This is a genomic window from Streptomyces asiaticus, from assembly GCF_018138715.1.
GTDB lineage: Bacteria > Actinomycetota > Actinomycetes > Streptomycetales > Streptomycetaceae > Streptomyces > Streptomyces asiaticus.
On the sequence record NZ_JAGSHX010000006.1, the window covers coordinates 7,987,718 to 8,001,801 of the forward strand.

General features: G+C 71.7%; 14 protein-coding genes and 1 pseudogene. 5 read left to right on the forward strand and 10 right to left on the reverse strand.

Going from position 1 to position 14,084, the window contains the following annotated elements; genetic code table 11:
* The first annotated feature begins 159 nt into the window (after positions 1-159).
* A complete protein-coding gene (locus KHP12_RS42020; RefSeq protein WP_086886291.1) occupies positions 160-513 on the forward strand; it encodes a DUF4345 domain-containing protein in 354 nt (117 codons plus the stop codon).
* Between the two features lie 24 nt (positions 514-537).
* Here KHP12_RS42020 and KHP12_RS42025 read toward each other — a convergent pair whose 3' ends face one another.
* The 3 genes from KHP12_RS42025 to KHP12_RS42035 form a co-directional block, all read right to left on the reverse strand.
* Complete coding sequence (locus tag KHP12_RS42025) at positions 538-1,953, reverse strand: amidase (protein ID WP_086886290.1); 1,416 nt, start codon at positions 1,951-1,953, stop codon at positions 538-540.
* A 160-nt stretch (positions 1,954-2,113) separates the two neighbouring features.
* A complete protein-coding gene (locus tag KHP12_RS42030) occupies positions 2,114-2,860 on the reverse strand; it encodes a hypothetical protein (RefSeq protein WP_308017003.1) in 747 nt (248 codons plus the stop codon).
* Between the two features lie 299 nt (positions 2,861-3,159).
* Positions 3,160-4,464: an amidohydrolase family protein gene (locus KHP12_RS42035; RefSeq protein WP_211834408.1), complete on the reverse strand. Its 1,305-nt coding sequence runs from the start codon at positions 4,462-4,464 to the stop codon at positions 3,160-3,162.
* 94 nt (positions 4,465-4,558) lie between these two features.
* Between KHP12_RS42035 and KHP12_RS42040 the strand changes: the two genes are divergently transcribed.
* Positions 4,559-5,032, forward strand: coding sequence for a MarR family winged helix-turn-helix transcriptional regulator (locus KHP12_RS42040; RefSeq protein ID WP_086882819.1), 474 nt, complete (start codon positions 4,559-4,561; stop codon positions 5,030-5,032).
* Positions 5,033-5,071: 39 nt separating this feature from the next.
* On the opposite strand, the gene KHP12_RS42045 is transcribed toward KHP12_RS42040, so the two are convergent.
* Positions 5,072-5,980: a LysR family transcriptional regulator gene (locus KHP12_RS42045; RefSeq protein WP_211834410.1), complete on the reverse strand. Its 909-nt coding sequence runs from the start codon at positions 5,978-5,980 to the stop codon at positions 5,072-5,074.
* A 108-nt stretch (positions 5,981-6,088) separates the two neighbouring features.
* Here KHP12_RS42045 and KHP12_RS42050 point away from each other — a divergent pair, with 108 nt between their 5' ends.
* The gene (locus KHP12_RS42050) at positions 6,089-7,195 is read left to right on the forward strand and encodes a YeiH family protein (RefSeq protein WP_086882821.1); all 1,107 of its coding nucleotides are present in this window, start codon (positions 6,089-6,091) and stop codon (positions 7,193-7,195) included.
* A gap of 44 nt (positions 7,196-7,239) precedes the next feature.
* Here the strand turns inward: KHP12_RS42050 and KHP12_RS42055 are convergent, their stop codons facing one another.
* Positions 7,240-7,449 carry an alpha/beta hydrolase gene (locus tag KHP12_RS42055; protein ID WP_211834412.1) on the reverse strand — a complete coding sequence of 70 codons (210 nt, stop codon included), beginning with the start codon at positions 7,447-7,449 and terminating at the stop codon, positions 7,240-7,242.
* Between the two features lie 32 nt (positions 7,450-7,481).
* On the opposite strand from KHP12_RS42055, the pseudogene KHP12_RS42060 reads away from it, so the two are divergent.
* Positions 7,482-8,415: pseudogene (locus KHP12_RS42060) on the forward strand (AMP-binding protein); the annotation flags it as partial.
* A 114-nt stretch (positions 8,416-8,529) separates the two neighbouring features.
* On the opposite strand, the gene KHP12_RS42065 reads toward KHP12_RS42060, so the two are convergent.
* Positions 8,530-9,414, reverse strand: coding sequence for an NAD-dependent protein deacetylase (locus KHP12_RS42065; protein WP_086882822.1), 885 nt, complete (start codon positions 9,412-9,414; stop codon positions 8,530-8,532).
* Between the two features lie 66 nt (positions 9,415-9,480).
* Here KHP12_RS42065 and KHP12_RS51825 point away from each other — a divergent pair, with 66 nt between their 5' ends.
* On the forward strand, positions 9,481-10,071 hold the full coding sequence (locus tag KHP12_RS51825) for a nitrile hydratase subunit alpha (protein ID WP_246643268.1): 591 nt from the start codon (positions 9,481-9,483) through the stop codon (positions 10,069-10,071).
* A gap of 36 nt (positions 10,072-10,107) precedes the next feature.
* On the opposite strand, the gene KHP12_RS42080 is transcribed toward KHP12_RS51825, so the two are convergent.
* The 4 genes from KHP12_RS42080 to KHP12_RS42095 are packed head-to-tail and all read right to left on the reverse strand — an operon-like array spanning position 10,108 to position 14,065.
* Positions 10,108-10,401, reverse strand: coding sequence for an acyl carrier protein (locus KHP12_RS42080; RefSeq protein WP_211834414.1), 294 nt, complete (start codon positions 10,399-10,401; stop codon positions 10,108-10,110).
* 46 nt (positions 10,402-10,447) lie between these two features.
* Positions 10,448-11,557 (reverse strand): Rieske 2Fe-2S domain-containing protein, encoded by a 1,110-nt coding sequence (locus KHP12_RS42085; protein WP_086882823.1) that lies wholly within the window; start codon positions 11,555-11,557, stop codon positions 10,448-10,450.
* 4 nt (positions 11,558-11,561) lie between these two features.
* Complete coding sequence (locus tag KHP12_RS42090; RefSeq protein ID WP_211834415.1) at positions 11,562-13,040, reverse strand: cytochrome P450; 1,479 nt, start codon at positions 13,038-13,040, stop codon at positions 11,562-11,564.
* Positions 13,037-14,065 (reverse strand): 3-oxoacyl-[acyl-carrier-protein] synthase III C-terminal domain-containing protein, encoded by a 1,029-nt coding sequence (locus KHP12_RS42095; RefSeq protein ID WP_211834417.1) that lies wholly within the window; start codon positions 14,063-14,065, stop codon positions 13,037-13,039. Before KHP12_RS42095 ends, KHP12_RS42090 begins: the two co-directional genes overlap by 4 nt.
* Between the last annotated feature and the right edge of the window lie 19 nt (positions 14,066-14,084).

Consider the following 14,084-nt stretch of genomic DNA (forward strand, 5'->3'; position numbering starts at 1 on the left):
CGGCGTTGCGGTTCGCCACGAAGTAGTCGAGATGGACATCCATGCCCTGGTGAGCTGCTCCACCAGGGAGTCGGCGGGGGTCGAATCGCGTCTCGGCGAGCAGCCGGTCCGCCGCCTGCTGGTAGACGGCCGCGAAAAGGGCCTCCTTGCTGGTGAAGGCTGTACCTCGTGGCTCTCGGCAACGCGGCGATCCCCGGCGCCGGTTCCGCCGGCGCGACGGTCGACAGCTGGGGCCGGTTCATGGGGGCCGGCTTCGCCGGCTACGCGCTGGCCTGGATCTGGGCCGCGCGGCAGCGTCCGATCCCGGCCCGGCCGGTGCGGTGGCCGGCCGGGGTCTTCCTGCTGGGCGGTGTGGGCCGGCTGCTCTCGCTCGCCGTGCACGGCTGGCCGCAGTGGTTCCAGATCGCACTGACGGTGATCGAGCTCGGCCTGCCGCCGGTCTTCCTCTGGCTGGCCGACGCGGAGGAGCGGACCCCGCGCGGCGACGCGGCGGCCGTGCCCGCGGGTCGATGAAGGCCCGGATGGATCGGCGGCCGGTCAGCCGAGGTCGGGGTGGCGGTCCCGGACCGGGCTGATGTCCTCCAGGGCCGCGCCGACCCGCAGGAGCGTCGCCTCGTCGTACCAGCGGGAGACGAGCTGGATGCCGATCGGCAGTTTCCCGCCGGTGGCTCCGAAGGGGAGGGAGAGCGCGGGCAGACCGGTGAGATTGAACGGGACCGTCGCGCGCATGATGCCGCGTGCCGAGACGGTGACGTCGCCGACCTCGAATGTCTTCCGGGCGTGCGGCGGCGCGGGGATGGGGCACACGGGGCACAGCAGGACGTCGTAGTGCTCGAAGTACCCGGAGAACATCGAACTGAGCGCCTCGACCCGTTGCTGGGCGGCGACATAGTCGGTCAGCGTCACATCCGGCGTGGTCAGCGCGCGCCGGATGACGCCGTGCAGCTCGGACTCGCGGCCGGCGACGACCTGCCGGAAGTACGGCACGACCTCGGCGGTGAACAGCACCGCGCTCAGCGCGGTCGCGTCGAGGGTCTCCAGCTCGGGGAGTGGCGCCGGTTCGACCACGCAGCCCAGGCCGCGCAGGGCGTCGGACGCCGCGGTGACGGTGGCCGCCACCTCGCGATCCACCGGGCCGAAGGCGGGCTCGGTCGCCCAGCCCACCCGCAGCCCGGCCACGTCCCCCGGTCCTGGTGGGTCGGCGGGGTGCGGGTAGTGCCGCTGTACGTAACCGTCGACACCGTCGGGTCCCGCGAGGACCCTCAGCGCGGTCGTGATATCCCGCACGCTGCGGGCCATGGGGCCGACGTGCCAGTAGCGCCGGGGAACCTCGGGCCAGTGGCCGGTGGCCGGGATGCGGCCCCGGGTGGCTTTCAGCGCGACGATGCCGGTGTCGTGGGCCGGTCCCCGCACCGAGATGGCGACATCGCTGCCCAGCCCGAGCGGGGACATCCCGGCGGCGATCGCGGCTGATTCCCCACCACTTGATCCGCCGGGCGTCCGCTCGTGGTCCCAGGGGTTGAGTGACCTGCCGGTGATGACGTTGTCGGTCTCGGTCCAGTAGGAGAACTCGGGCAGGTTCGTCTTGGCCAGCGGAATTCCGCCCGCGGCCCGGAGTCTGGCCACCGCGGTCGCATCTGTGGCCGGGACATGATCCCGGAACAGGGCCGAGCCGCGTGCGGCGACCATCCCCGCCACGTCCAGCGAGTCCTTGACCGTGAACGGAACGCCGTGCAACGCGCCCAGAGCCGTGCCCGCCCGCACGGCCCGGTCGGCGGCGCGCGCCGCGTCGAGTGCCCGCTCGGCGGTCACCGTCACGGCGTTGATTTTCGGGTCGACCGCCTCGATACGGTCCAGGTGCGCCCGCACCACGTCCATGGCGGACACCTGTCGTCCCGCGATGAGCGCCGCCAGCTCGGTCGCGTCCCGGTAGTACAGCTCACGCTCGCCCAAGGCCGGCCCTTCCGCCGTCAATGAGATGCGGGGCGCATCTACATCCGCAGCGTACGCCGCGGGCCTGCCAGGACGAACCAACTGCCCAGGGCGGCCCGCGAGCGGGCGAAGAAGCGGGTACGACCGCCGCACGCGGCGATACCCGACGAGGAGGGACGGCTCAGCCGCGTATGGTCACGCCGTGGCGGGTGCGCAGCCGGTGCAGCTCCCACAGGGAGAGTCCGGTCACCGACAGCGGGCCGCCGAACAGGGAGCAGAGCTGTGCCCACAGCGGCCCGTTGGGCATGCCGCTCCCGGTCGCGTTGAAGACGGCGATGATCCAGACCATCACCACGGTGAGCACGGCCGGCAGCGCGGCGTGCACATAGGCGGTGTTGAAGGCGGAGCGGGCGACGTAGGCCGAGGCCAGGAAGAAGAACGGCAGGCCCCACAGCACCAGCACCAGCGCGGGGACGGCGGCCACGAAGAGCCATACCCCGTGCAACCCTTCCAGCATCCCGGGGTTGGCCGAGATCACCCACAACGTGGCGGCGAGGACGGCCACGGTCAGGACGTACCAGCCGACGGTCTTGGCCGGGACGCTGAGCCGGGAGCGCAGCAACCGCCGCCGCTGCGCGGGCGCGTAGCGGATGAAGAGGGCGATGACCACCGGTCCGGCGATGAGGAGCAGGACCGGGGTCACGATGAGTTGGGCGGCACTCTCGCCGGCCTGGTCCTCCAGGTCGCCGTCCGATCCGTACATGTAGTAGAGGGCGAGCGTCGCGAGGACGCCGAGCACCGTCCGGGTGATCTGGACGCGGTCGGCCACGGGGTCGTGGACGCGCCCGCCGCCGTCCTGGTCGAACAGTTTCCGCGCGGGCCGGTGCGCCAGGCGGAGCAGGGGGATGAGGAAGGAGAGGAAGGGCACTCGCCGGTACCAGCGCCGACCCGCGGGCGCCGGACGGTAGGGCCCGGGCGGCGGGGTCGGAGGCGGGGGCGGGGGCCCATAGAGGTTCGGTGTCGGCGGCGGCCCGTACGGACCCGGCGCGGGCGGCGGTCCCCAGCGGTTGCCTCCCTGCCCGGGGCCGTTCGGCAGACCCCATCCCCCCGTCGCCATCGCGGCTCCTCCCGCCCATGCGCGTCGACCGCGCGTTTTTCGCCAGTTGGCCGGGGAATTGTAGGTGACGAAGGCGAACACGGGAGCCCCCTCGTAGGACCCGAGGCCGATCAGCGCCTCGGCGCGCCCACGGTCGGCGCCCAGGACCCGTCGAGCGTCACGCCCGCGGCTTCGGCGACCCGGGCGCGGGACTCCAGCAGCCGGGTGCGCAGCGCCGGCAGGTCGACGTCGAGCAGCCGGCCGTTTCGCTTGACCGGCTCTCCGGCGATGAAGACGCTGTCCACCAGCCCGGGGTGACCGGCGGAGACGATCGTGCCGATGGGATCCGTGACCGGGAAGACCGTGAGGTCCTCGGCGTCGAGGAGGATGAAGTCGGCGTCCTTGCCGACACTGAGGCTGCCCGTCCTGGCGTCGAGTCCACAGGTGCGGGCGCCGTCCACCGTGGCGAATTCGACGAAGTCCCGCGCCGTGAGGCCGCCGTTCAGACCGCGCTGGACGGAGAACGCCGTGCGCAGGGTGGCGAACATGTCGCCGCCGGCGGACGGGCAGTCGTCGACGGACAGTGACGGGCGGATTCCGGCGGCCAGCATGCGGCCGGTCTCGGGCCAGCCGAAGCCCATCTTCAGCTCGACGTCCGGGCTGATCGTCACCGAGCAGCCCGCGTCGGCCATCATGGCCACCTGGTCGTCGGAGATGCCGTTGCCGTGTACGAAGGTCGTGCGGTCATCCAGCAGTCCGCGGTCACGCATGCCCGCGACGGGGCGCTCGCCGCTGGGCCAGCCCGTGGCGGCGTGTACGTGGACGCTCACCCGCAGCCCGAGTTCCCGCGCCAGTGCGACGTCGGCGGCGGTGGTGTCCATCGAGGTCAACTGCGGACCGCGCAGCCCCAACGCCATGCCGTCGTCAGGCAGTTGGGATCGCACGCGCTTGACCTCGGTGGCGATCGAGTCGTCGGCGAAGCCCGCGCCGTAGCAGAACACCGAGTGGCCGGGCGCGTCACGCAGCGCCTGGATCGCGGCGTCGGCGTTCTCCGGGCGGTCGGAGCAGTGGAACCAGTCGAGCATGGTCGTGACGCCCGAGCTCAGTGCCTCGATCCGGCCCAGCAGGTTGCCCAGGTACACGTCCTCCGGCCGGTAGTGCGGCCGGAGCGTGCCGTGCATGGCGGCGCCGTACTCGCGGAACGTCCAGTCGGCGCCGATACCGCGGAAGGCGGTCTGCCAGGTGTGCCGGTGGGTGTCGACGAAACCGGGCATCACGATCTTGCCGCGGGCGTCGACGACCTCCGAGTCGGCCGTGTCCACGTGGGCGGCGATCGCCGCTATCCGGCCGTCCTCGATGAGCAGGTCGCCCTGCGGGAGATCGCCGACGGCCGGGTCCATGCTGACCACCATGCCGCCGCGTACCAATGTCCTCATCGGGTGAGCTCCTCTCGCAGAGTTGACGCATCAACTCTAGGATCCGTGGAGTTGATGCGTCAACTGCGCGGTCACGCCGGGTAGGATTTCCGCCATGACGGAGAACCGCGACCTGGACCCCGAGGAGTGGGAGCTCTGGGGCGCTTGGACGCGTGCGCAGCGGCTGCTCGCCCAGGAGCTCGACCGCGCACTCCAACGTGACTTCGGCATCTCGAAGGCCGAGTTCAGCGTGTTGATGAGCTTGTGGCGCGCGGCCGGGCGCGAGCTGCGCGTCGGCGAGCTCTCCGAGTCGCTCGGCTGGGAGAAGAGCCGCGTCTCGCATCAGCTGACCCGCATGGAGAAGCGCGGTTTCGTGGCACGGACCGAAAGTGGCGCCTACGGCCGCCGTACGGGGACCAGGCTGACCGCCGAGGGGCGTAGCGCCGTGCAGAGTGCCATCACCGGGCACGCCGGCAACATCCGCCGCCACTTCTTCGACACGCTCACTCCGCAGCAGGCCGATGCCATCCGGGCATGGAGCGAGCAGACGATCGAGCGCATCGAATCGCACGGCGACGTCTCCGCCTGACAGCAGATGGCGCCGCTGCCGCGTCGGTCCCGCGGCGCCTCATGCCTGCTTTCCGCGGCGTCTCGTCACGGCCAGGAGTTCCGCCGCGGGGCCGACGGGGACGCGTCCCGAGGCCCAGACGGCTCGCAGGGCACGGCGCAGTTCGATCCCCTCGACCTCCACCGACACAAGGCGGCCATCGGCGAGGTCGGCGCCCACCGCGAGCTCACTGATCACTGCCGGGCCGGTTCCGGCGATCACGGCATTGCGTACGGCGGTCGCCGACCCCAGCTCCAGGAGGGGCAGCGGTTCGCCCACGCCGGCCTTGCGCAGAGCCTGGTCCAGGGTCTCGCGGGTGCCCGATCCGCGTTCGCGCAGCACCAGCGGCGCGGCCACGAGCTCGGCGACGCTCAGCGGGCGACGGCGGCGCGTCCAGGGGTGCCCCGGGGCGACCACCACGAGCAGCCGGTCGCGGGCGACCTGCCGGGCGGACAGCCCTGCCGGGGCCCGCGGTGACTCGACGAATCCCAGGTCCACCGCCCCGCTGCGGAGCAGATCGGGAACCTGTTCGCTGTTGGTCACCTGGAGACCGACGTACAACTCCGGCCGAGTGCGGCGCAGCTCGCCGATCCAGCCCGGCACCAGACACTCGGCCACCGTCATGCTGGCCGCCACCCTCAGCTCGGCGTCCCGCTTCGTACGCAGCGCCTCCGTGCCGGTCAGCAGCGCCTCCATCTCCTGGAGGACCCGCTGCGCCCAGCCCGCCACGGCCCGGCCCGCGTCGGTGAGCTGCGATCCCCGCCGCGTCCGGTCCACCAGCACCAGACCCAGCCTGCGCTCCAGCGCGGACAGCCGCTTGCTCGCCGACGGCTGCGTAAGACCGAGCCGCGCCGCCGCACCGCTCAAGCTCCCCACGTCTCCGACCAGGACGAGCAGCCGCAGTGATTCCGGATCCGGCAACTGGCTCATAGCTCCAGGGTATGGGCCGGACCCGGTCGGCGGTCATGCCTCTTGGCTATGACCTCCGCACGATCTCGGGGCTACAACCACGGTCCGGAGCGCAGCAGAGTCGAGGCCATGAGCGAAGATCTGGACCGTACGGTCCCCGCACGACCGGAGGCTGAGGCACGGCCGGAGACTGGGGCCCGGCCGGAGGCCGGACCGGCACGGGCGCCCCGGCCCGCCGTGGCCTCTCTCGTACCCGGTCTGGCCCTCGTCCTGGCTCTCGCGGTGGTGGGCACGGCGGTGGGGAAGGTGTTCCCGCTCGTCGGCGGCCCGGTGGCCGGGATCGTCCTCGGTGTGCTGCTGGCCGCCCTGAGGAGACCAGGAGCACGGTGGCGTCCCGGCATCGGTTTCGCGAGCAACCGGGTCCTACAGGCTTCGGTCGTCGTCCTGGGCTCGCAACTGTCGCCGGCCCAGATGGTCCAGGTGGGCGTCGGCTCGATTCCGGTGCTGATCGGCTCGTTGGTGGTCTGTCTGGCCGCCGCGTACGGCATCGGCCGGTGGCTCGGCATCGCCGGGGACCTGCGCACGCTGATCGGCGTGGGCACGGGTGTCTGCGGCGCGTCGGCGATCGCGGCGACCGCCCCGGTCATCGGCGCGGCCGGGGTGGAGGTGGCCTACGCGGTCTCCACCATCTTCCTGTTCAACATCGCCGCCGTGCTCACCTTCCCGCTGCTCGGCCACCTGCTGGGGATGAGCCAGCACAGCTTCGGCCTCTTCGCGGGGACGGCGGTCAACGACACGTCCTCGGTGGTCGCCGCGGCCACCAGCTACGGCCGGACCGCGGCGGACCACGCGGTCGTCGTCAAGCTCACCCGCAGCCTCATGATCATCCCCATCTGCGTGGGACTGGCCTGGCTGGTGAGACGCCGCGACCGGGCCGCGGCGGAGGCCACGGCCCGGCCCCGGCTCCGGGTGGTCAGGCTGGTGCCCGGGTTCCTGATCGGCTTCCTGCTGATGGCCACGGCGAACGGCCTGGGTTTCATCCCGGCCGCCGCCCACCACGGGCTCGGCGAGCTCTCGGTCTTCCTCATCACCGTCGCGCTCTCCGCGACGGGCCTGTCCACCGACCTCGCCGCACTGCGCCGCACCGGCCCCCGGCCGCTCGTCCTCGGCGCCTGCCTGTGGGTGGTGGTCTCGGCGACCAGCCTCGTTCTCCAATTCCTGACCGGCTCCTTGTGACGGGCGGGAGGGAGCCGGAGGGGAGCTACGTCATGCGCCAGACGTCAGAGGGTCTCATCGGGCGGGACTCGGCTGAGCTCGCGGATGAACTCCTCGGCCCGCGGCCACGCGCCGTAGCCCGCGGCCGGGTTGAGGTGTCCGACGGGGCCGAGGTCCACCAAGTGGCTGCCCCACACTCGTGCGATACCGGCGACGCTCTCGAAAGCGGCCAGGGGATCGTTCGTGCTCGCCGCGACGATGCTGGGGAACGGCAAGGGTGTCCGCGGGGTCGGCGTCCAGCCGTTCGGTGCTCCACATCGGGCCGGACGACGTACTGTTCGGCGGCCTGCCCATGTTCCACGCCTTCGGACAGACCTGCGCTCTCAACACCGCTGTCGCTGCCGGCGCCACGCTGACCCTGCTGCCGCGGTCGAGTCGGCCAAGGCGCTGGAGATCATGGACCGGGACGGGGTCACCGTCTTCCTGGGTGTCCCCACGATGTACACGGCCCTGTTGCACACCGCGATCCCCGACGGCTACGACCTCTCGCGGATACGCCTGGCCGTTTCCGGGGGTGCCTCGTTGCCGGTCGACGTGCTGCACGGCTTCGAACGGGACTTCGGCGCCACCGTGCTGGAGGGCTATGGCCTCTCGGAGACCTCGCCGGTCGCTTCGTTCAACCCTCCGGACCGGCCGCACAAGGCCGGTTCGATCGGTCTCCCCGTCCGCGGGGTCGAGTTCATGCCCGTCGCGGACGATGGCACCACCGCCGGGCGGGGCGAAGTCGGTGAGATCGCGATCCGCGGCGAAAACGTGATGAGGGGGTACTGGAACCGTCCGGACGCGACCGCGGAGGCCATCCGGGACGGGTGGTTCCACAGTGGCGATCTCGCCCGTGTTGACGAGGACGGCTACTACTTCATCGTCGACCGGAAGAAGGACCTCATCATCCGCGGTGGATACAACGTCTATCCACGCGAGATCGAGGAGGTGCTGTACGGGCACCCCGCCATCTCCGAGGCCGCCGCGTCGTCGGCGTGCCGCACGAGATCCACGGGGAGGAGGTGGCCGCCGTGGTAACGCTCCGGCATGGTGCACACACCACAGCTGACCAGATACGCGATTACGTCAAACAGCGGGTTGCCGCCTACAAGTACCCGCGGATCGTCACGGTCACGGACGGGCTCCCCAAGGGAGCAACCGGCAAGATCCTCAAACGGGAAATCGTCGTCAGGGAATAGGCGATAGGCAATAGGCAATAGGTGATAGGGAATCAGGACAGGATCATGCGCTCGTGGAGCCCGGCTTCGGAGACGTGCCGACGGATCCGCTCGTCGGCATCGCGTGCGATGTGGCTATTGACCGGGGGTGCCCAGCCGGTCGGCCAGGGCGGTGAGCGCCGTTCCCAGGGGGAGGGCGACCCGGGTGACGGCGTGCCGGTCGCCGCGGGTCGGGTCGAGGTTGACGATCAGCACCGGCTTTCCGGCCCGGGCCGCCTGGCGGACGAACCGGAGCCCGGACATCACCGTCAGTGAGGAGCCCAGGACCAGCAGCGATGACGCCTCGCGGACCAGCTCGCGGCAGTGTTCGACCCGCTTCGGCGGTACGGCCTCGCCGAAGAACACCACGTCCGGTTTGAGGATGCCGCCGCAGACCGTACAGGGCACCACGTGGAAGTCCCCGACCTGTTCGTCGGTGAGGTCGGCGTCACCGTCCGGGTTGATTCCGGCGGCCACCGGCTCGAAGCCCGCATTGGCCTCCTCCAGCCGCCGGGCGAGTTCGCGGCGTGGGCCGAAGGTGCCGCAGGAGAGGCAGACGACCCGGTCCAGGCTTCCGTGGAGTTCCACGACGCCCTCGCTGCCGGCCGCCTGGTGCAGACCGTCGACGTTCTGGGTGATCACGCCCGAGAGCAGGCCGTGCCGGGCGAACGCGGCCACGGCCCGGTGCCCGTCGTTGGGGCGGGCGCGGCGGAAGGTGCGCCAGCCGAGGTGGCTGCGGGCCCAGTACCGGCGCCGGGCCTGGGCACTGGCGGTGAAGTCCTGGTAGGTCATCGGGGTGTGCCGGCTCAGGCTTCCGTCCGCGCCCCGGTAGTCGGGGATGCCCGACTCCGTGGAGATGCCCGCCCCGCTGAGTACCAGTACACCGCCGGTGCTCAGGGCGTCGGCGACCGGTTCCAGGTCCGTACTGCCCGGCGGCAGGTCCTCGGCAGGGGTCCAGCTCAAAGTGGGGCGCATGCGCATGCCGCCAGAGTACGGAACGCGGCGGGGATGACACCTGGCGTATACGATTCGGGCACGTAGTCCATTATGTTCCCGGTCCCCAAGCCCGCGGTGCCCGACTACGCGCCGACCGCCGAGGGCTCGCTGCGTTCCGTGGCCACCGCCCCCGCGTTCGCCGTCGGCGAGCGGGTACGGGCCAAGGCCCTGTCGGTGTCCGGGCACACCCGGCTGCCGGGCTATGTACGGGGACACACCGGGACCGTCGAGATCGTCCAGCCCGCTTTCGTGCTGCCGGACACCAACGCCCACCAAGGAGCTCGGCTTCTCGGGGGCGCAGGCCACAACGTGGTGGTGTGCACCCTGGGTTCGTGCTACCCGTGGCCGGTGCTCGGCCTGCCGCCGAGCTGGTACAAGGACCCCGCCTACCGCGCACGCGTGGTGAAGGAGCCCCGCGCGGTGCTGTCCGAGATGGGACTCGAACTCGACGACGACGTGCGGATCACCGTCCACGACTCCACCAGTGAGGTGCGCTGGCGCCGTCGCCATGGCCGTCGGCCTGTACGAGACGGGCGCGTTCACCTGGCCGCGGACGAAGTGAGCGCACGCGCCCACGCCCTGGCGCGACGTTCCCCGGGCCACGACCACCGGGACGGCCACTCGAACGTTCACGAAGCGTGAGCCCCGGCGGCCGCCGACGCCGCCGCGGCGACCGGTTCACGCACCGGGGCCGCCGGGGGCGGGCTGCCGGAGGAGCCGTTCGACCAGCGCGGCCATCCGCCGCACGGTGCGGAAGTTCTCCATCCGCAGGTCGGCGCCGCGGATCTCGATGCCGTACGACTTCTCCAGATGCACCACCAGCTCCATGGCGAAGAGCGAGGACAGCCCGCCGGAACCGAAGACGTCCGCGTCGGCCGCCCAGGTCTTCCCCGTACGCTTCGTCAGGTACCCCAGCATTTCCCTCTGGACGGCGCCGGAGTCCGGCACCGGCTGGTCGGATGACGTGGTCATGCCTGTTCTCCCTCGTACTCGTGGACCAGGTCTCGCCGGCCGGTGGTCACTCCTCCGAGCGGCTCGCGCCGGCCCGGGGAGGTCGCGGTGGCACGAGATCGTCCGTGGGTTCGGTGTAGAACTGCTGCGCCCACTGCCGGTACCGGCCGATCGGACCGTCGCCCTTGGCGAGCTTCGGGTGCTCGACATGCTCCTGGTAGTGCCACATCAGCAGGTCCGCGCCGGTGTCGACGCTCGCCACCCGCTGGAGAACGGCGCTGAGCAGCCGGGCGACGGGCATGGCCGCCGCGCGCCCCACCGTCCCGGGCACGCCGGGGATCCCGTTCAGCTCCAGCTTCGTACCGAACCGGAGCTGGATGCGCCCCGGGCCGGTGGGGGTCGCGTGGAGCATCACATGGAGGGTGCCCGCGCCCCGGGGCAGGACCGTGCGCGCCGCGATGGTGGCCAGTCCGATCACCGTGAGCGTGTAGGACTGGCGGAACCCGCGCATCATGGTGCCGCGGGCGGTCGCGGTGACGGTGCTGGTCGGTTCCCCGGCCACCGGAGCGCCCTCGATGTCGAGACCTTTGAGACCGTGCAACGCCGGCAGATGACCCCAGTCGAAGGCGTTCTCGATGACGTCCTGCGGGTGACCGGCGATGTCGAAGGTGTCGTGGCTGTACGGTTGCCGGTCGTCCATGGGGAAGACCGGGACCTCCCACTGCGGGGGCAGGCCGAGCGCGTGCCACCACACATAGATCGAGCCGTTGGCCTCGCACACCGGGTACTGCGCCAGCGACGCCTTCGGCGGTGGTTTGTCGTAACCGGTGCGCACACAGGTGCCGGCCGGGTCGAACGCGAACCGGTGGAAGGGGCAGACGATGTCCTCGCCCTCGACCGAACCGCCGACCCCGAGATGCGCTCCCAGATGCGGGCACCGGGGCCGGACGGCCCGCAGCACGCCCTTGGCCGTGCGGTAGAGGACGACCTCCGTGCCCGCGAGCGGACGGGTGGTGACGGAGCCGGGGCGCACCTCGTCGGAGAAGGCCAGGCAGAACCATCCGTTCGGATAAGGGAGGGAAGGAGTGCGCAGGCTGTCGGCCGGGGCCGCGCTGGGCAGGCTGACCCTTCGGGCGTTGAGAAGCTGCTTCACCAGGGGCTTCAGGTGAGGCTTCACGGCATCACTCCTCGTGCTTCACCGGGCAGCCGCCGGCGCCCGGTGGCGTGGACGGGTGGGCGGGTGTGGAGGGCTGGGCGGGTGCGGACCGCGGCGTGGCCGCGTGCAGCCCGGCGTCGCCGGTGCCGCTCGTCCGCCGCTCACTGATCCGCAGGCGCAGCCCGCGCGAACTCAGGCTGGTCTCCACCTTGGGCTCGAACGGCTGGTCGCCGACGGGGGTCAGCTCCCAGCGGGCGACGATGGCGGTGAGGGCCAGGATGGCCTCGGTGAGGGCGAACTGGTCCCCGATGCACTTGCGCGCCCCGGCGCCGAACGGGATGTAGGCGGCTCGGTCGGGCTGACCGCCGAGCCAGCGGTCCGGGTCGAACCGGTCGGGCTCGGGGTAGAGGTCGGCCCTGCGGTGCAGCAGGTACGGGCTGAGCACGATGGTGCTGCCGCCCTTGAGCCGTACCCCGCCGAGCTCGGTGTCCTGCCGGACCGCGCGGGTCATCATCCAGGCGGGCGGATACAGCCGCAGCGTCTCGGTCACCACCCGGGCGGTCAGGTCGAGCGAGGGCAGGTGCGCGGGGTCGACCTTCCCGCCGGCCAGGACCTGATGGGTCTCGGCCCGGAGCCGGCGCTGGACGTCCGGGTTGGTGGCGAGCAGGTGCAGCGCCCAGGCCAGGGTGATGGCCGTGGTCTCCATCCCGCCGAGGAAGAACGTGAGGGCCTCGTCCGCCAGTTCGGTGTCGCTCAGTTGCTTCTGGCCGTCCTGGCTCTCCTCGTCGACCGCCGCGACCAGCGTGGAGAGCAGGTCGGCATGGTCGGTCGGATCGGCGCGCCGCTCGGCGATGATCTCCGCGATGGTGGCCGACAGCCGGTTACGGGCCTGGTCGTAGCGCCGCTTCCGCGGAGTCGGCACCCGGCGCAGCAGGGCCGGTGTCATCATCCGGCGGAAGAACGCGGTCACGATGGTGGAGGTGTCGGCAAGGGCCCGCCGCATGGTCTCGGCCGGCAGCGAGCCGCTGAACATCGTCTCCATGGTGGCGCGCGTCGTCAGCGTCATCATTTCCTGGGTGATGTCGAGGACGTCGCCGTCGCGCCAGGATCCCGCCTTCACCTCGGCCGCCCGGGCGAACACCGCCCCGTACCCGGCGAGCCGGGTGGGGTGGAACGACGGCTGGCACAGCCGCCGCTGCCGCCGGTGCAGGGGGTACGGGCAGGTGGACAGGCCGTCGCCGATGACCTCGCGGATCCGGTCGTAGATCGGGCCGCCCTTGTCGAAGACACGGTCGTTCAGGAACACCTGCCGGGTCAGGTCCGGATCGCAGATCATCATGGCGGTACTCGGGCCCAGCCGGACGCGGACCATCTCGCGGTAGTCGGACAGGGACATGATGAACGCCAGCGGATCGCGGAGCAGGGGCAGTGCGTGGCCCAGCAGTGGCAGGGCCCGCGGAGCCAGCGGCACCGACGCGGCGGTCGCCGTACTCGTGTCCGTCATGACCAACCTCCTTCTGTGTGGGAGCGACCGGCCGGTGCCATGGCGGCGGGATCGCGGGTGATCTCGAGCAGCGCGGTGGTCCAGCGGAAGCCGACCCCGAAACTCACCACGAGGACGCGGTCCCCGGTCCGCAGCGTGCCGGAGCGGAACGCCCGGTCGAGGGCGAGCAGGACGTCGGACGGGCCGGCGTGGCCGAGGTGGCGGCCGTAGGTCCAGCTGGTGTCGTCGGCGCGGAGGCCGAGTGGTGAGCCGCTGAGCAGCATGTCGAGCACGACCGACCCGATCGCGATGGGCACCACGTGCGCGATGTCCGCCGGTTTCACCGCGGCCTCGTCGAGGACGGCCTCGATGCAGCGGTGGGTGGCCCGCTGAAGGACGTCGATGTGGGGCATGAACCCGGTCTCCTCGACGGGGGACCGCCGGGCGACACCGGTGTGGCCCTCCCTGGTCCGGGTCTGCGCCTCCAGCCGCGACTCCGTGACATGGGCGGTCGCCACCAGGCGGGCGAAGCCCGTCCCCCGGGTGAGGACGGCGGCGGCGCCGGCGTCACCGGCCACGTAACCCAACTCCCGGGAATAGCCCCACCGTTCGTCCGGGAACCGGGCGCCGGTCGTGACCAGCGTGGCCTTCGCGTCCGGCCGGGCGGCGAGGTGGTCGGCCGCGGCGACGAGCGCGGCGGCCCCGCCGTCACTGGCGGCACCGACCTCGATCCCGGCGGTGTCCTTCCCCCCGAGCACCCGCATCAGATAGGCCGAGGGCGTGTAGTGGTCCGCGTCCTGGAAGCCTGCGTGCACGAGCAGACTCAAGTCGGCGCCGGCCACGTCCGCGTGGCGCAGTGCCTTGAGACCGGCCCGGGCCGCCATCTGTGTGGCCGTGTCGTCCTTCGAGACGGCGGCGGAGGTGAATCCGTTGAGCGCCATCATGGAGGGCCGCCCGGTGCCCGGCCCGCCCGTCGGCTCGTGCTCGGGCCTGATGGGGGGTATCCACGCGCCGGTCCCGGCGATCGTGATGTCCTGCCACAACACTGCTGTCTCCTCCGCTGTC

Excerpts from the sequence above, each read along its gene's own strand:
- KHP12_RS42035 (WP_211834408.1), bottom strand. The coding sequence starts at position 4,464 with ATGAGGACATTGGTACGCGGCGGCATGGTGGTCAGCATGGACCCGGCC.
- KHP12_RS42040 (WP_086882819.1), top strand. The coding sequence starts at position 4,559 with ATGACGGAGAACCGCGACCTGGACCCCGAGGAGTGGGAGCTCTGGGGC.
- KHP12_RS42045 (WP_211834410.1), bottom strand. The coding sequence starts at position 5,980 with ATGAGCCAGTTGCCGGATCCGGAATCACTGCGGCTGCTCGTCCTGGTC.
- KHP12_RS42050 (WP_086882821.1), top strand. The coding sequence starts at position 6,089 with ATGAGCGAAGATCTGGACCGTACGGTCCCCGCACGACCGGAGGCTGAG.
- KHP12_RS42065 (WP_086882822.1), bottom strand. The coding sequence starts at position 9,414 with ATGCGCATGCGCCCCACTTTGAGCTGGACCCCTGCCGAGGACCTGCCG.
- KHP12_RS51825 (WP_246643268.1), top strand. The coding sequence starts at position 9,481 with ATGTTCCCGGTCCCCAAGCCCGCGGTGCCCGACTACGCGCCGACCGCC.
- KHP12_RS42080 (WP_211834414.1), bottom strand. The coding sequence starts at position 10,401 with ATGACCACGTCATCCGACCAGCCGGTGCCGGACTCCGGCGCCGTCCAG.
- KHP12_RS42090 (WP_211834415.1), bottom strand. The coding sequence starts at position 13,040 with ATGACGGACACGAGTACGGCGACCGCCGCGTCGGTGCCGCTGGCTCCG.